Origin of the sequence: Euzebya rosea, from assembly GCF_003073135.1 — a bacterium.
GTDB lineage: Bacteria > Actinomycetota > Nitriliruptoria > Euzebyales > Euzebyaceae > Euzebya > Euzebya rosea.
In genome coordinates, this window is sequence record NZ_PGDQ01000009.1 from 166,142 (window position 1) to 182,704 (window position 16,563).

General features: G+C 71.8%; 16 protein-coding genes. 13 read left to right on the top strand and 3 right to left on the bottom strand.

The features are described 5' to 3' along the window. Positions 1-27: 27 nt before the first annotated feature. Positions 28-780, bottom strand: coding sequence for an enoyl-CoA hydratase-related protein (locus CUC05_RS13975; protein ID WP_108666729.1), 753 nt, complete (start codon positions 778-780; stop codon positions 28-30). A 154-nt stretch (positions 781-934) separates the two neighbouring features. On the opposite strand from CUC05_RS13975, the gene tsaE reads away from it, so the two are divergent. Genes tsaE through CUC05_RS14000 form a run of 5 tightly spaced genes read left to right on the top strand, consistent with a single transcriptional unit; the run spans position 935 to position 4,631 of the window. Beyond that, entirely contained in the window at positions 935-1,483 is a 549-nt protein-coding gene (gene tsaE, locus CUC05_RS13980) for a tRNA (adenosine(37)-N6)-threonylcarbamoyltransferase complex ATPase subunit type 1 TsaE (RefSeq protein ID WP_205712334.1), read from the top strand. Then, complete coding sequence (tsaB, locus tag CUC05_RS13985) at positions 1,483-2,214, top strand: tRNA (adenosine(37)-N6)-threonylcarbamoyltransferase complex dimerization subunit type 1 TsaB (protein WP_108666730.1); 732 nt, start codon at positions 1,483-1,485, stop codon at positions 2,212-2,214. The genes tsaE and tsaB overlap by 1 nt, the downstream gene beginning before the upstream one ends. Then, positions 2,211-2,744 (top strand): ribosomal protein S18-alanine N-acetyltransferase, encoded by a 534-nt coding sequence (rimI, locus tag CUC05_RS25355; RefSeq protein WP_205712335.1) that lies wholly within the window; start codon positions 2,211-2,213, stop codon positions 2,742-2,744. Before tsaB ends, rimI begins: the two co-directional genes overlap by 4 nt. After that, positions 2,744-3,760, top strand: coding sequence for a tRNA (adenosine(37)-N6)-threonylcarbamoyltransferase complex transferase subunit TsaD (tsaD, locus tag CUC05_RS13995; RefSeq protein WP_108666731.1), 1,017 nt, complete (start codon positions 2,744-2,746; stop codon positions 3,758-3,760). The genes rimI and tsaD overlap by 1 nt, the downstream gene beginning before the upstream one ends. 10 nt (positions 3,761-3,770) lie before the next feature. Next, complete coding sequence (locus CUC05_RS14000; RefSeq protein ID WP_157965556.1) at positions 3,771-4,631, top strand: GNAT family N-acetyltransferase; 861 nt, start codon at positions 3,771-3,773, stop codon at positions 4,629-4,631. Positions 4,632-4,994: 363 nt separating this feature from the next. Here CUC05_RS14000 and CUC05_RS14005 read toward each other — a convergent pair whose 3' ends face one another. After that, on the bottom strand, positions 4,995-5,474 hold the full coding sequence (locus tag CUC05_RS14005; RefSeq protein WP_108666733.1) for a transcriptional regulator: 480 nt from the start codon (positions 5,472-5,474) through the stop codon (positions 4,995-4,997). Between the two features lie 376 nt (positions 5,475-5,850). Between CUC05_RS14005 and groES the strand changes: the two genes are divergently transcribed. The 4 genes from groES (at position 5,851) to CUC05_RS14025 (ending at position 9,747) form a co-directional block, all read left to right on the top strand. Next, positions 5,851-6,159 (top strand): co-chaperone GroES, encoded by a 309-nt coding sequence (groES, locus tag CUC05_RS14010; protein ID WP_108666734.1) that lies wholly within the window; start codon positions 5,851-5,853, stop codon positions 6,157-6,159. 15 nt (positions 6,160-6,174) lie between these two features. After that, the gene (groL, locus tag CUC05_RS14015) at positions 6,175-7,809 is read left to right on the top strand and encodes a chaperonin GroEL (protein WP_108666735.1); all 1,635 of its coding nucleotides are present in this window, start codon (positions 6,175-6,177) and stop codon (positions 7,807-7,809) included. A gap of 365 nt (positions 7,810-8,174) precedes the next feature. Further along, positions 8,175-9,260 carry a hypothetical protein gene (locus CUC05_RS14020; RefSeq protein WP_157965557.1) on the top strand — a complete coding sequence of 362 codons (1,086 nt, stop codon included), beginning with the start codon at positions 8,175-8,177 and terminating at the stop codon, positions 9,258-9,260. Between the two features lie 37 nt (positions 9,261-9,297). Then, positions 9,298-9,747 (top strand): hypothetical protein, encoded by a 450-nt coding sequence (locus tag CUC05_RS14025; protein WP_157965558.1) that lies wholly within the window; start codon positions 9,298-9,300, stop codon positions 9,745-9,747. A gap of 475 nt (positions 9,748-10,222) precedes the next feature. Here CUC05_RS14025 and CUC05_RS14030 read toward each other — a convergent pair whose 3' ends face one another. Then, positions 10,223-10,765, bottom strand: a complete 543-nt coding sequence (locus CUC05_RS14030; RefSeq protein ID WP_205712336.1) for a DUF4916 domain-containing protein — start codon at positions 10,763-10,765, stop codon at positions 10,223-10,225. Positions 10,766-10,895: 130 nt separating this feature from the next. Between CUC05_RS14030 and CUC05_RS14035 the strand changes: the two genes are divergently transcribed. The 4 genes from CUC05_RS14035 to CUC05_RS14050 all read left to right on the top strand — a co-directional run bounded on the left by CUC05_RS14035 (position 10,896) and on the right by CUC05_RS14050 (position 16,547). Continuing rightward, on the top strand, positions 10,896-11,813 hold the full coding sequence (locus tag CUC05_RS14035; RefSeq protein WP_108666738.1) for a hypothetical protein: 918 nt from the start codon (positions 10,896-10,898) through the stop codon (positions 11,811-11,813). A 98-nt stretch (positions 11,814-11,911) separates the two neighbouring features. Further along, on the top strand, positions 11,912-13,627 hold the full coding sequence (locus CUC05_RS14040) for a PP2C family protein-serine/threonine phosphatase (protein WP_108666739.1): 1,716 nt from the start codon (positions 11,912-11,914) through the stop codon (positions 13,625-13,627). 7 nt (positions 13,628-13,634) lie between these two features. Further along, positions 13,635-14,486: a hypothetical protein gene (locus tag CUC05_RS14045; protein WP_108666740.1), complete on the top strand. Its 852-nt coding sequence runs from the start codon at positions 13,635-13,637 to the stop codon at positions 14,484-14,486. A 42-nt stretch (positions 14,487-14,528) separates the two neighbouring features. Beyond that, entirely contained in the window at positions 14,529-16,547 is a 2,019-nt protein-coding gene (locus CUC05_RS14050) for a DUF4012 domain-containing protein (RefSeq protein WP_108666741.1), read from the top strand. The last annotated feature ends 16 nt before the right edge of the window (positions 16,548-16,563 follow it).

Sequence of the window (16,563 nt, forward strand, 5' to 3'; positions counted from 1 at the left end):
TTCAGCTGAACTGACCGACCCGGGCCTTCAGCTGAACTGACCGACCCAGGCCTTCAGCTGGTCGGAGGACGCCGAGGCGGCCTGTGCCCACGACTCGTACTCCAGCACCGCGTCGAGGTCGTCGGTGGCCACCGCCAGGTCGACCGCCTTCGTGATGTGTCGTGCCAGCTGGGGGTCGACCTCGGCGAACCGGCCTGCGAGGGTCAGGGCCTCGGCGACCACGTCCTCGTGGGGCCCCTCGGCCAGCCCGTGCGCAACCGCGGCCTCGGCGTCGAGCATGTCGCCCAGCAGCAGGGTCCGCAGCGCCTTCGACGCGCCCATGGCCCTGACCAGGAACCAGGTGCAGCCGCCGCCCGGGTGCAGCCCGATCCGCGAGAACGTGGCACCGAACTTGCCGTACGGGCCGGTCAGCCGGATGTCGCAGGCCATCGCCAGGTTCAGGCCGGCCCCGACCGCTGCCCCGTTGACCGCGGCGATCGTGGGGAACGGCAGCTCGCGGATGGCCAGGAACGCCCGGTAGTAGCCCTGCAGGTCGGCATGGACCTGCTGCACCGAGCGGTCGGACTCCCCGAACAGCTGGGGCAGGTCCGCCCCGGCGCAGAACCCCTTGCCGGCACCGGTCACGACGAGCGTCCGGACGTCGCGGTCCACCTTGAGCTCGGCTGCGGTCGCGATCATCTCCGCGGCCATCTCGAAGCCCATCGCGTTGCGGCGCTCGGGATCGTTCAGGGTCAGCAGCCGGACGCCGGGGGATGGTTCGGTCAGCTCGAGCAGGGACATGTCAGGAGGCTCCTCGGAGGGTGTGGGGATGTCAGCGGAAGGATGGTGGGGCGACCGTGTCGTGTCGGTCGTGCTGTCCGCAGGGTCGCACGAGACGCGGTGACTACACTGACCGTCCGCATGCACATGCCTTCGACCCCATGCGCGCTTCCCCTTGAGTCGTCATCTCGAGCTGATCACCACCGCCCCTGCGCAGACCCACGAGGTCGCCGGGATCCTCGCCGATGCCGCCGTCGTCGGGGACGTGATCGCGCTGACCGGTGAGCTCGGGGCCGGCAAGACCTGCTTCGTGCAGGGGGCGGCGAAGGCCCTCGGGGTCACCGAACGGGTGACCAGCCCCTCCTTCATCCTCCGCAAGGAGTACGAGGGACGGCTGCCGCTGCTGCACCTCGACGTCTACCGGCTGGAGAGCCTGCAGGAGGTGCTCGACCTGGGCTTCGGCGATGCGCTGGACAACCAGCGGGTCACCTTCGTGGAGTGGGGCGACGCCATGGCCCCGCTGCTGCCGACCGATCACCTCGAGGTCGAGCTGCACCTGCCGGAGCTCGACCCCGTCGGCGCCGCCAGCGCTGCCTCGGCCGGCGACTGGCAGCCCGAACCCCGTCGGATCGTCCTGCGATCCCACGGCCCGTCGTGGACCCGTCGGCTGGCCGAGCTCGAACCGCGGCTGCGCCGTTGGGCCCCGCAGGAAGGAGACGCCTGATGCTCGTCCTCGGCGTCGAGACCTCCACTCCCGCCGCCAGCGTCTGCCTGGCCACCGAACAGGGCGTGGTCGCCTCCACCTCCCTCGGCAGCGGCCTGCCGCACCTCCAGCGTGCCCACGGCCGCTTCGTCACCGAGGCCATCAGCTGGTGCCTGCGGTCCGCCGAGCTCGTCCCCGACGACGTCAAGGGCGTCGCGGTGTCGCTCGGCCCCGGTTTGTTCACCGGCATGCGCGTCGGCATCGCCACCGCGCAGGCGTTCGCGCACGCACGCCAGCTGCCCGTGGTCGGGCTTGCGTCCCTCGACCTGCTCGCCTTCCCGCACCGGCACGCGCACGGGGTCATCTGCAGCGTCATCGACGCCAAGCGCGGTGAGCTGTTCTGGGCGCTGTACCGCTGCGCCCCGGGCGGCGTCCAGCGGGTGACGGAGTTCCGCACGGGACGGCCCGAGACGCTGGCCGGCGAGCTCGAGGCCATCGGCGAGGACGTGCTGTGCGTCGGTGACGGCGCGATCGCCCACGCCGGGCTGCTGGCCAGCGTCGGCGCGGAGATCGGTGGCGTCGGCTCGGCCCACCCGTCCGCCCAGGCGCTGGTGGAGCTCGCGCTGCCGCGGTTCCTCCGGGAGGAGACCCGCCGGCCCGAGGAGCTGACCCCCACCTACATCCGCCAGGCCGATGCACAGATCAACTGGGCCAAGCGCGGGGCGCTGCACGGTGGGACGGCCGGCGCGTGACCGCCGTGACCGTACGGCCGATGGAGGCCGACGACCTGCCGGTGGTGCTCACCATCGAGCACGCCGTCCAGCCCCAGCCGTGGACCGAGGGCCTGTTCCGGGCCGAGCTCGCCGAGCCGACGCGTGCCTACCGGGTCGCCGTCGACGACGCCGGGCAGGTGCTCGGCTTCGGGGGCATCCTCGTGGCCGTCGACGAGATGCACGTCACCACGCTGGCCACGTCCGCCGACCACCTCCGCCGTGGCATCGCCTCCCACCTGATGGTGGCCCTGATGGAGGAAGCGCGGACGCGTGGGGCCACCGCCGCCACGCTGGAGGTCCGCACCGAGAACCAGCCGGCACAGCGGCTGTACGCCCGCTTCGGCTTCGCCCCGGTCGGGGTGCGTCCCGGCTACTACGCCGCCACCGGTGAGGACGCCCTGATCATGTGGGCCCACGACCTCGACGGGTCCGAGTGCGCCGCCCGGCTGGACCGCCTCAGGGCCGCCCTGTCCCCCGTCCGAACCACCACCCTCGAAGGAGTCCGCTGATGCTGGTCCTCGGGATCGAGACGTCCTGCGACGAAACCGCCGTGGCGCTGGTCGAGGACGGCACCACCGTCCGCTCCAACGTCATCGGCACCCAGTTCGAGCACCACCGCCCCTTCGGTGGGGTCGTCCCGGAGATCGCCGCCCGCGCGCACCTGGACATGATGCTGCCCGCGATCGACCGCGCGTTCGTCGAGGCGGGGGCCACCTACGCCGACGTCGAGGGCGTGGCCGTCACGGCGGGGCCGGGCCTGGTCGGGGCGCTGCTGGTCGGCGTGGCCGCCGCCAAGTCCATCGCGCTGGCCCACGACCTGCCGTTCATCGGCGTCAACCACCTCGAGGGGCACGTCTGCGCCACGCAGCTGGAGTTCGGCCACCTCGAGCCGCCGATGATCAGCCTCATCGTCTCCGGGGGGCACACCTCGCTGGTGCTGCTGGACGCCGAGGGGCGCTTCGAGACGATCGGCCAGACCATCGACGACGCGGCTGGCGAGGCGTTCGACAAGATCGCCCGGTTCATGGGGCTGCCGTTTCCCGGCGGGCCCGAGATCGACAAGCTGGGCCGCACGGGTGACCCGACGGCGATCGCGTTCCCCCGGGCGATGATGAACGACGGGACCCTCGACTTCTCGATGTCGGGCCTGAAGACCGCGGTCATCCGCGAGCTGCGGCGACGCGAGGCGGTGGGGGAGGAGATCGTCATGCCCGATGTCGCCGCGTCGTTCAACGAGGCGATCGTCGACGTGCTGGTCACCAAGACCCTGCGGGCGGCGGAGGCCCATGACGTGGGCACCATCACCCTGGTCGGGGGTGTGGCCGCCAACGGGCGGCTGCGCGAGGCGATGGCGGACGGCTGTGCGCGGACGGACCGTCGCCTGCTGCTGCCCCAGCCGGTCCTCTGCACCGACAACGGGGCGATGATCGCCGCTGCGGGATACAACCGACTCGTGGCCGGTGAACGGTCGCCGCTGACGATCGATGCCGACCCGGGCCTGCCGCTGGTCCCGCTCGCCGGGTAGAAGTGGTGCTGTGACGACGACCCCAGCCCGTCCCACCGCAGTGCGCCTGCGGTTGTCGGGGGTACCCGCGGTCGTCGACGCCCTGGAGCGCGACTTCGGTCGCCTGCCCGCGGGCATGTGGGATCCCCGCCACCACTACCTGCTCGATGCGCTGGACCGCCACGAGAGCCAGCGGTTCGTGGTGTGGGGCGATCACGCGCCGCGGTCCGTGGTGCACCTCGGGTTGACCGGGACGGTGCTGCCGGCCGGCCACCCCGACGGGGCGGAGGAGCTCGCGCCGTTCGTCGAGCGGTCCCGCTGGCGGATCATGATCGGGGACGAGGCGATCACCAGCGCCCTGCTGGACCTGGCGATGGGTCGGTCGTGGTGGCGCCGTCGGCCGCAGGTGCGCATCCAGCGCTTCATGACCGTGGAGCGCATGGACGGCTTCGCCGACGTGGAGGGGTTCCGGCGCGGGGCCCGGCAGGACCTGCCGTGGCTGGAGGAGTTCGCCTGCCGCCTGCACGTCGAGGACCGGATGGGGCCGCCGCTCGGCGGCAGCGCACGCGTGGCTGTGGGTCACCGGATGGGCGAGTCGGTGGATCGCGGGATGACCTGGGTCGTCGAACGTGCCGGTCGGCCCGTCGCCAAGCTGGACCTGTCGCTGTACTCCACTCGGCGGGGTGCGCAGATCGCGGGCGTCTACGTCGACCCGGAGTGGCGGGGCCGCGGGATCGCCACCGGCATGGTCCAGCGCCTCTCGGCCGAGCTGCTCCACGGTGGCCTGCCGGTGATCAGCCTGCACGTCCGCGACGACAACGAGCCCGCCATCCGCGCCTACCGCGGCGCCGGCTTCGCCGAACGCGGCAACTGGTTGCTGGCACTCCGCTGAGGACCCGAGCCCGCGACGGAGGAGCGTTCGCGAGGCCCGGAGGCGGAGTGTGGGGGTCGAAGGGGGTGGAGCGTCAGCGCAACCCCCTGGGGGAAGCTGGCACTCCGCTGAGGACCCGAGCCCGCGACGGAGGAGCGTTCGCGAGGCCCGCCTGAGCGGCGACGGGGAGGGTGTGTGCGATGGACGCCTGTGGGCGCGGAGCATCCCACCCACCCTGCACCCTCGTGTGCGTTGGCGGCCCGCACGGGGTGGGCATCGCACACGGTGGCCAACCCCGGGTGGCATCGACCACCCTCGGGGCCGACCAAGTCACACGGCGACCGACGACCCCGGGACCCAGGTCCAGAGGCCGCCGCGTCTGGACTACGCCTGGGCGAGGACTCCCTCGTCCTCGAGGCGGATGACCAGGTCCTCCGGGTCGGTGCCGTAGATGACCGACAGCGCCCGCAGGTCCTCGCCACGGATGGTGAGGACGTTGCCGTTGAAGTCGCCGCGCTGCAGCTGGATGGTGTGGGCGAACCGGCTGACCGGCCGCAGCTCGGGGTCGAGGTCGGCCCGCGAGAGCTTGCGCAGGTCGAGCATGATCTTGCTGGCGGCAGCGGACGTCGCCGACGACGGCAGGTCCTCCTTCGGCAGCAGCTCCGACACCGGCACGTTGTAGAACTCGCTCAGCTCGGCCAGCTTGGCCACCGAGACCGCGCGGTCCCCACGCTCGTAGGACCCGACGACGACCGCCTTCCAACGGCCGCCCGAGACCTCCTCCACCTGCTGCAGGGTCAGACCCTGCTGCTGACGGATGGCACGCAGACGGGCCCCAAGACGCTTCTGGTAGTCCGTGGCCACTCGTTCCTCCTGCAACGTTCGACGCCCCCTCACGGGGGATACGGCGTGTTCGCCGCGATACACCCTGCGTGAAGCCTAACACAGCGTCACGCTCTGTAAAACTTGTTCTTGTCACCGTCCGTGACCGCGCGCGACTTGAGCGTATGACGCTCAGATGTTGGCACTTCTCCTTGCAGCCTCCACGGGCGAGTGCTAACTTCCCGTCTGGCACTCCGGATGACCGAGTGCCAACCGCGTCGTCGGGGGTGCGAGATCCAGCCGGCGACGCACAGACGATCCGAACCCAATTGCCGACGTCCCGCTGTCGTGCGCGGACCCACCCGTCGAGGGTTGCTCCGCGGTGCGATGCCGAAGGACGACTTAGGAGGAGCTACAGATGGCGACCGCCACCAAGGTTGCACTGCAGCCGCTGGAAGACCGTGTTGTCGTGCAGGCCAACGAGGCCGAGCAGACCACCGCCAGCGGACTGGTCATTCCCGACACCGCCAAGGAGAAGCCCCAGGAGGGCACCGTCATCGCAGTCGGCCCGGGCCGCGTCGGTGACGACAACGAGCGGGTTCCGATGGACGTCGCCGAGGGCGACGTTGTCATCTACTCCAAGTACGGCGGGACCGAGATCAAGCTGGGCGGCGAGGAGTACATCATCCTCTCCGCTCGCGACATCCTCGCCAAGATCCAGAAGTAACAAGGAGTCCGAGACATGGCTAAGCAGCTGAAGTTCCACGAGGACGCCCGCCGCAAGCTCGAGACTGGTGTCAACCAGCTCGCCGACGCGGTCAAGGTCACCCTCGGCCCCAAGGGACGCAACGTCGTCCTCGAGAAGAAGTGGGGCTCCCCCACGATCACCAAGGACGGCGTCACCGTCGCCCGCGAGATCGAGCTGGAGGACGCCTACGAGAACATGGGCGCCCAGCTGGTCAAGGAGGTCGCCACCAAGACCAACGACGTCGCTGGTGACGGCACCACGACCGCCACGGTCCTGGCCCAGGCCATGATCAAGGAGGGCCTCCGCAACGTCGCGGCCGGCGCCAACCCGACCATGCTGCAGCGCGGCATGCAGTCGGCCGTCGAGCGCGTCGTCGAGGCCATCGGCACGATGGCCCGTGACATCGAGACCCAGGACGAGATCACCAACGTGGCCTCGATCTCGGCCAACAACGACCCCTCCATCGGCGAGGTCATCGCCGAGGCGATGGACAAGGTCGGCAAGGACGGCGTCATCACCGTCGAGGAGTCCCAGACCTTCGGCCTGGAGCTCGACTTCGTCGAGGGCATGCAGTTCGACAAGGGCTACATCTCCCCCTACATGGTGACCGACACCGACCGGATGGAGGCCGTCCTCGAGGACCCCTACATCCTGATCGCCAACCAGAAGATCGGCTCGGTCCAGGACCTGCTGCCGGTGCTGGAGAAGGTCATGCAGGGCGGCAAGCCGCTCGTCATCATCGCCGAGGACCTGGAGGGCGAAGCCCTCGCGACCCTGGTCGTCAACAAGATCCGCGGCACCTTCCAGTCCGTGGCCGTCAAGGCCCCCGGCTTCGGCGACCGTCGCAAGGCCATGCTGCAGGACATCGCCATCCTCACCGGTGGCCAGGTCATCAGCGAAGAGGTTGGCCTCAAGCTGGACGGCGTCACGCTGGACCTGCTGGGTCGTGCCCGCAAGGTCACGATCACCAAGGACAACACCACGATCGTTGAGGGCGCCGGGTCCCAGGAGGACATCGACGGCCGCATCAAGCAGATCAAGGGTGAGATCGACAACACCGACTCCGACTGGGACCGCGAGAAGCTCCAGGAGCGTCTGGCGAAGCTGTCCGGCGGCGTCGCTGTCGTGAAGGTCGGCGCGGCCACCGAGGTCGAGCTCAAGGAGAAGAAGCACCGCATCGAGGACGCCCTGTCCGCGACCCGCGCTGCTGTCGAGGAGGGCATCGTCGGCGGTGGTGGCACCGCGCTGCTGCAGGCCGGCAACGCCCTGGACAAGCTGGACCTCGAGGGCGACTACGCCACGGGTGCCAACATCGTCAAGCAGGCGCTGTCCGCGCCGCTGTACTGGATCGCCGCCAACGCGGGCCTCGAGGGCTCCGTTGTCGTGGAGAAGGTGCGCAACCTGGACGCTGGCCAAGGCCTCAACGCCCTGACCGGTGAGTACGGGGACATGATCGCCTTCGGCGTCGTCGACCCGGCCAAGGTGACCCGTTCTGCCCTGCAGAACGCCGCCTCGATCGCTGGCATCATGCTGACGACCGAGACCCTGATCGCCGACAAGCCCGAGCCCGCTGCTGCGGCTCCGGCCGGTGGCGACCACGGCCACGGCATGGGCGGCATGGACTTCTAGTCCAGCGTCACCCGCAAGACCCTCGACGGGGCCGGCCCACACGGGCCGCCCCGTCGTTCGTTCTCGGGTGGCTGAGCCGCCCGTGTGTGGTCGACCCCGGCAGCGGGTGGGGATGGCGCACACCCTTCGGGCTCGTGTGGCATCCCGGGCTGTCGGGGGCGGCGCAGGGACACGGTGGCGCACCCCGTGTGCGATGGACCGGGTGCGCTGCGGTGGATCGCACACGCCCGGCCCACGGGAGGAGGGCCCGGCGCGACGGGCTCAGGGGGAGGAGGGCTCAGGGGAGGGTGGGTCTCGCGCCAGTTGTCCACAGGCATCGCCAGGTCCTGGAACGGGGGACTGCGCGACAGGCCACCCTCGGCGGCATGGCCACACCTCTTGCCTCATCACGGGTGCTCCACCTCGAGCCGCCCCGGACCCGGTGGGCCGGCGTGGGGATGCTCGCGGCGTCCCAGGCCGGGCACGTCGCGGTCTGGCAGGCGCGAGCGCTGGGCCTGACGGCGGAAGCCATCAGACGACGCGCCGTTCGCGAAGCATGGACGCGTGTCCACCACTCGGTCTGGCGCCTGCCCGGCGTTCCTGCTTCCGTGCTCGGGCGGCTGTGGGCTGCGGCGCTGGCGATCGCCAACACCTCGGCCGCGTCCCGTCTCGCGGTCGACCCTCCGGACCTGGACGACCTTCGTCGGGTGCTGGGCGACCTGGTGATGGTCACCGGGTGGTCAGCCGCCGGTCTGAGCGGGTTCGATCGGGGGCGGTCGCTGCGACCGCAGCTCGCGGTGCCGGCGACCGTCACGACCCGACGGGCGGCGGTGGACCTGGTGCGCAGCCGACGTGGGGTCGCCGGATTCTGGGACGACCACGACGGCCTGCCGGTGGCGATTCCCTCGCGGATGCTCTGGGACGCCGCGCACCTGTCGAGGGGGACGATCGGCGCCGTGGAGGCCCTGGGCGACCTCGCGACCCATCTCGACCGCACCCGCCGGTTCGCGGTGGAGGAGCTGCTGGGGCTCGTCGACGAACCAGCTGCGTTCGGACTGCCGAGCAGGCCCCCTCCGCTGCTGCGGGCATGCGCTGAGGAGCTGCGGCCCGGGTTCTCCCACTCACGGACCGAGGACGTGGCACGTCGGATCGCCTCCTCGGTGTGTGCGGAGCTGGGACTCCGACTCCACCCGACGCCGTACGACATCGTCGACGACAGCGGACGGATACTCGGAGAAGCCGATCTGGCCATCCCGGACATCCGCTTCGACGGCGAGATCGATGGTCCCCACCACGAGTCGCCCAGCCAGCAACGGCACGATCGCCGGCGCGACCGCAACGTCAGGCGCATCGACTGGGTCGTGGAGCGCTATCCCACACGCATGATCGACGACGACCGCGACGCGTACCGACGCCGGTTCCGGTCCGACGTCGTCGCCCGGGCCGGGGCGGTCGGACGGGCCGTCGGTTGACGCGTTTCGGCGCATCGACGCGGGGCACGTTCTTCGCATGAGCACTCCGCAGCAACCAGAACTCCACCGCAGCAAGGAAACCCCGGAGATGGACCTCGACAACGTCGCGGGCGACCTCGAGGGTCGAGATCAGCCCGGACAGTCGGGCGGCAAGGGGCGTCCGGTTCCGAAGGACAACCAGCAGGGACACCACCCGGCCAGGGAGCAGGACAAGCCCGACCTCGACAAGTTCGCGGCCAAGCTCGGCCTGGTCGACGACGAGTCGACACCGGACGACGTTCGCACGGATGCGCCGGCGTCGGCCGGCGCAGAGCCGGCAGCGCCGTCGAGGAGCCTGACCGGCGAGGCTGCCAGGGCCATCTCGTCGCTGGAGAGCGCTGGACGGGCGGCCGCCGCTGCCTCGCTCGCGCTCACCGCACGCACTATGCGGCTGGCTGCTGACCTCGTGGACCGCCTCGGCGACGACGTCGCCCCGCGCCGCGCCTGAGACGTCGACGCTCGCGCCGGTGTCGTGTCCGGGACGGTGCGTCAGGCCAGCCGATGCGTCGGACCGGCCACGCGCAAGGCCGACACTGCGTCCGGTCATTCGCCGCAGGGCCACATCCGCCGCAGGGCCTCATCCACCGCAGGGTCTCATCCACAGGGCCGGGCCGGCGCACAGCCCGTGTGCGCTGGACGACCTCTTGGGCCGCCGAAGGCCCACACCCCCTCGCTTGGTGTGCCACGCCGGCCCGCCAGAGGTGGGCATCCCACACATGGGCCACCCCCGTGTGGGATGCACGCCCTCAGTGGGTGGGTATCGCACACGATGGTCGCGGGCGACCGGCCCGGCCACGGCCCCCACGCCCGGTCACGGCCCCCACGCCCGGTCACGGCCCCCACGCCCGGTCACGGCCCCCACGCCCGAGACCGGCCTCACCCGGCCCGGGTGGCCGAACCCGGCCCGGGTGGCCGAACCCGGGCTAGGGGAGGACGCCGACGTGGGCCATCGCCATGCGGACGAGGCGGTCCTGGCCGCCGGTCATCTCGGTGGCGACGAGGGGGGACGTGGCGTCCTCAACGCTCATCCACGAGAAGTCGAGGGTGTCCTGGCTCGGGGCGCACTCACCGCTCACCGGCACGACGTAGACGAGGCTGACCGCATGCTGGCGGGGGTCGGAGTAGCCGGTCCTGGACGGCTCGGGGAAGTACTCGGCCACCGTGAAGGGGGAGGGGTTGGGCGGCAGCAGCGGCTCGGCGTCCGGTCCGAGGTCCTTGGTCAGGTGACGCCACAGCGAGTCACGGATGGTCTCGCCGTACAGCACTCGGCCGCTCACGATGGCGCGGGAGACCGTGCCGTCGGGGCGGGGACGCAGCAGCAGGCCCACCTTCGTCACCGTCCCGAGGTGGTCGGTGCGCACCGGGACGGCCTCGACGTACACCGTCGGGACGCGTTCGCGGATCCAGGACAGCTCTTCGTCCTCCAGCCAGCGGTGCTGGGTGGACAGGATGTCGGCGTCGCTCACTCGGGGGTCCTTCCCGCGGGGGTGGGTCTCGGCCCCGCAGTGTGGCACGCCGGACCCGACCCGACCGGCCGCGGACCCTCGACCCTGTTAGGGTCTGCACGGATGGGCAGCAGCACGAGCGGCACTGTCAGTGGTTGAGTCGACCAGCGAGACAGCACCGTCGCTGGGAAGAGACGCGCTGAGCGGTCGCCTCGAGCGTGCGCTCTCCGCGCTCGAGGGCCGGGACGGTCCGTCCATCCAGTGGCGACGCGCCTGGCTGCTCACCGCCGCGGGGCGGTACGGCGATGCGCTGGAGGCCTGCGAGCAGGCCAAGCAGGGTGCGCCGATCATCCAGGCCGCCGCGCTGATGGCCGAGGCGATGCTGTACCGCCAGGTCTCGCTGCACGCCCGGGCCGAGGTCGCCGACGACATGGCGCTGGAGACGCTGAGGGCCTCCCGGGTGCGCAGCCCGTCGGTGCGGGCCGCCATCCGGGTCGGGCAGGTGGCCGACGCCGTGGGGCTCGGCGCCGACGATGCGGTCCTGGCACGACGGGTCAAGGTGGCGGCCGGGGCCGTGACGACCGCGGGGTCCTGGCGGCAGAGTGTCCGCCTCACGTGGGTCCGGGGAGAGGTCGCCATGGTCCGTGGCGCCTACCGTGAGGCCGACCGTGCCTTCGGCACCGGCGCGCGGATCGCCCACGACCAGGGCGCCCGCCGCCACGAGGCCAAGTCACTGATCTTCCTCGCGGCGGCATCGGCCGCTCGCGACCAGCAGTCCGAGGCCGTCCGGCTGGCCCGTCGCGGCCTGCAGCTGGCCGCCCGCTGCGGTGCGGCCCCGCTGGTCTGGCCGGCCGAGCTGATCCTCGCCGAGGTGGACACCGACGCCGCCGACGAGCACCTCGACCGGGCGCGGCGAGTGGCAGGCGGGCTGATCGACTCGCTGCCCGAACCCCTCCAGCAGGAAGCGCGCGAACGACCGCCGGCCAGCTGGTTGCTGGCGCTCGGCCGTACGCACGCGGCCCACGGCACGACCGACGGTTCCCCGCTGGAGATCCCCACCGATGCCTGAGACCGCGGTGTCGAGTTGTCCCCGCGTGCACCGGTCGTAGGCTTGGACGGCCGCGCCCACCCCCTGCGCGACGTCCGGACGCCTCCCCACACATCGCGATGACCTCCACCGACGCCACCGCCCCGGGCGCTGACCGGGCACCCCACACCACCGAGGGGGTGCTGACGGCACTCACCGGCCTGATCCGACACCTCGCCAGCGCCACGACCGTCGTCGAGGTGCTGACCGCGCTCGTCGACACCGTCGTCGACGCCACCGAGGCGACGGGCGCCGCGGTGCTGGAGCGGCACGCCACCACCGGACGGGTCGAGGTCGCCGTCGACACCGGCCTGGACCTCCCCGCCGACCAAGCCGCACTGGCAACGCTGTGGGCGACCAGCGACCGCGACCGGCCCCAGGCCTGGACCGACGCGGCAGGCGTGCCACCGCCGCTTCGTGGCCTGACCGGATGGGGCGCCGGCCTGGTCATCGACGTCGGTGCGGAGGAACCGGCCGACCGGGTCCTGCTGGTCGCCGGCGAGCACGCCCCCGCCCACCTGCAGTCCTGCCGCGACATGGCGATGGCCGTGGCTCCGGCGCTCGACGCCCTGCGTCAGCACCAACGCATGGCCCGCACGCGCAACCTCCTGGACCGTGTGACGGAGCTGGCCGCACGGCTCACCCGTGCAGGGACCGTCTCGGGCCTGCTCACCGCGCTGGTCGAGGAGGTCGCCGACCTGGATGTCGTCACGGCCACTGTGGTCTGGCGCATGGTCGCCGATCCCGACGCCGACCGACTCGTGGCCGAGGCCGAGGCGGGCCCCGGCCTGCGCGTGCTGCAGCACGGCATGGACGAGGCGGTGGAACGACGGATCCGCGGTGTCCTGGCCCCCGGCACCTCTCGCGCCGGACGGGCCATGCTCGGCGCCCCCGCCCCCCTCGCGGACGGGCGGCTGCTGACGCTGCTGCTCATCGGTGAGGACCCGCGGCGGGCCCTCGGCCTTCTGCACGACCGCCCCCTCGACCCCGAGGTCCACGGCGTCCTGTCGACCCTCGCCGGGGCGCTCGGCCCGGCGCTGGTCAACGCCGGCCTCGCGACCGAGCGACGAACGTTGCTCGGCACGTTCAGCCGCACCCTGCGTCCGGGGCGGGTACCGGCCGGCACCGACATCGGCGTCGAACACCACCCCAACACCACGGCTGCGGAGTCCTTCGGCGGTGACTTCTTCGACTGGTTCCAGCCCGACGAACACCGTGTCCTGCTCGCCCTCGGCGACGTGGCCGGCAAGGGTGTCCCGGCTGCCGCGGCCGCCAGCATGGCGGTCTGGTCGCTCCGAGCGCTGGGCCGCCAGGGGACCGGGCCGAACGTGCTGGCGCGGCTGCTGGACACCGCGGTCGCGGAGGAGCTCGGCGGCGAACGCTTCGTCACGCTGGCCCTGCTCGACATCGACACCACGACCTGGCGCGTGCGCATGGTCCTCGCCGGCCATCCCGCACCGTTGCTGCTGCGACAGACCACCCCGCTGGAGGAGCTGGACCTGCACGCCGATCGCCCGCTCGGCGTCATGCCGCTCGGGCCGGCGTTCACCACCCACGAACGGCAGCTCGAGCCGGGTGACGCGTTGGTGTTGTTCACCGACGGTGCGACCGAGGCCCAGGCCCCCGACGGTCAGCGGCTCGGCAGGGACCGCCTCCGGGCGGCAGCGGAGGCCGCGTGGACGCCCGGGGCCGTCCGGGCAAGCGAGATGGCGGGGGCGCTCTGGTCCGCGGTGCATGCTTGGTCCGGTGGGCCCCCCGACGACGACTGCGCGCTCATCGTCCTGCGCAGACCCTGACCGCATCGTGACCGGGGTCCGAAACGGCGTGCTCGCCGCGGTGCTGCTCGTGCTGCTTGCCGGGTGCCTCCCGGAGGTGCCGGCGCCGGTGGTCGTGCAGACCATGGCCCCCGGCCAGGACGACATCCTGCTCGCTCGCGACGCCCTCGGTGAGGACGTCGTCGCCGTCGCCCGGCTGATCATCGCCGCGCCGTCGCGTCTCGAGGAGCTGCGCTTCGAGGTCGAGCGTGGCGCGCCCCAGCGCGCAGTCCAGGAGGCCCTCCGACAACATGCGGCGGACCTCATGGCGGACTCGGACGCGTTGCTGGCCGACGCCGCAGCGCTGCGGGCCGAGGTCGGGCCCGACCCGCTCGGTCCCGTGGCGCATGCCGCCGCGATGGCGGCCGAGCTCGGCGAGCTCGGCCGCGTGACGGCGGGGGAGATCACCCGCGACGTCGACAGCCTGACCCCCGTCATCGCCTTCGACACGGCGCTGGACGACCTCGTCGAGGCGTGGAACGTCCGGGGCTCACGCAGCCAGCAGGTCGAGCGGTTCGAGCTGCTGGTCGCCGAGGCCGACGGCCTGGTCAGCGCCGCGCGACGGCTCGACGTCGGCGACTGCACCCTGCTTCGCACCAACAGGATCCGCTGGGCCGAGCTGCTGGCGGTCCGCACTGCAGCGCTGCGCGACGCGGCGCTGGAGCGTGCTGGCACTCGGTTCGACGAGCTCCGCGACCAGTTCTCGCGCGCTCCGCTGGGGGAGGATCGGGCCGTGGCGGACTCCGAGACGATGGCCTGCTGGGCTCGCGGCTCGTCGGTCGAGGACCGCGGCGAGCAGGCACAGGCGCTGGTCGACGGCATCCGCTCCGAGCTGGGCTGAGGGCGCTCGGACGGCCGATGGCGTGCGGCTACCCTTGATCCGGTGAGCGAACAAGACGACATCGAGGTCATCGACCTGCGTCAGCGCGTCGAGACCCTTCCTCGCCAGACCCGCCTGGTGCCTCCCACCGAGCGCGACGGTCGCGGGTCGGTCGGCCGGTCCCCCCGACGCCGGTGGGCGGGTGCCGTCGTCGGTGCGCTCCTCGTCGTCGGCCTCGCCTGGGCGGGTGTGGCGGCCCTGACCCTCCTGCGGATCCGTGGGGACGTCGGGGACACGCGGACCGCGCTGCTGGACGCGCGCAGCGTCCTGACGGCCGGTGAGGTGGAGCGGGCTGCGGAGCTGTTCGGCATCGCCGCTGCAGACCTGCGGGATCTCCCCGACCGGGTCACCGGTCCGGCGGTGTGGCCCGCCCGGTTGGTGCCGACGTACAACCGCACCCTGGACGCGGTCGCCGAGCTCGGTCGGGCCGGCGGCCTTGCCGCCGCCGCGGCAGGTCAGGTCGCCGAGGTCCTCGCCGAGGGAGAAGGAGGTCTCGGCGCGCTCACGCCACGGGACGGCCGTGTCCCGGTGGACCGCATCGCGGCGTTGACGCCCATGCTCGAGGCCGCCGCAGCGGACGTCGGGACCGCGCTGCAGATGGCCCGCGACGTGCCGACCACGGGGGTGGACGATGCGGTCGTCGAGGGCCGTCGCGAGTTCATCGAGGTGCTCGAGCCCACGGCCGACCAGCTGGCGCTCGGAGCGGAGGTCACAGAGGTGCTGCCCCGCATCTTCGGAGCGGATGGACCCAGGCGCTACGTGGTGATGGCCTCCAACCCGACCGAGGCACGTGGCACGGGCGGGTTCTTCGGCGGGTACACCGTGATGGAGGCAGACAACGGCGAGCTGTCCTTCGGGCCCGTCGGTGAGACCCTGGACCTCCCGGTGCCGCCGGACCCCAGCGTCGTGGAGTGGGTGGACCCCTCCCTGGAGGAGCGCTGGGCGCTGTACGGCGGCTCCACGCGCATCCGCAGCATCAACATGACGCCCGACTTCCCCTCCGCCGCGGGGATGGTGGAGAACTACTGGGCAAGCGTCCTGGGGGACCCAGTCGACGGCGTCATCGCCGTCGACCCGTTCGCCTTCGAGGCGATGCTGGAGATCAACGGTCCGATCCAGGTCGGTGACCTGGGCGAGGTCTCCTCCACCGAGGTGGTGGAGTTCGTCAGCCACTCCGCGTACTCGCTGATCGGCAACCCGATCGAGCGGAAGCGGCTGATCGGCAACGTGGCGGCCCAGACGCTGCAGGGGTTCCTCGACGGTCCGGGCGACGTGACGCCCGCCGCGGTGCTGGACGCGCTCGGCAGCATGACGGCACGGGACAGCCTGCTCATCCACTCGGTCCACCCCGACGAGCAGGCACTCCTGGAGGAGGCGAACCTCGCCGGCAAGCTCGAGGCCGGTCCGGGAGACATGCTCGCGATCATCCTGAACTCGGGATCGGGCTCCAAGATCGACTACTTCCTCGATCGGACCGTGCGCTACGACGTGGCCCTCGAGGACGATGGCGTCGCCACGGGCGTGGTGTCCGCCGGGTTCGTCAACACCGCACCCACGTCGGGTGAGCTGGCGTACATGATCGGACCGCCCGACACACCGGTTGACTTCGGCGCAGGCGACAACGTGACCTACGTCTCGGTCTACACCGCACCCGGGACGACCTTCTTCGAGACCCCCGACATCGGCTACGCCGACCTGCCGACCAGCTCGTCGATCGAGCTCGGCTTCCCGGTCGCGTCGACGTGGATGTTGATCCCGTCGGGCCAGTCCCGGGAGCTGATCTACTCCTGGTCGACCCCGGGGGCCTGGACCGAGGAGGGCGACGAGGTCGTCTACGCGCTGCGCTACATCCACCAGACCGCAGTTCGGCAGACCGAGGTCGAGGTCCGTGTCGCCGTTCCCGACGGCATGGACGCCGTCGACCTGCCCCCTGGGGCCGAGGTCGTGGACGGGGAGGTCATCCTGACGCTCGAGCCGCAGTCCGACGTCGACCTCGAGGTCCGGTTCGCCCCCCGTCGGTGACCCCGGCGGGGGCTGA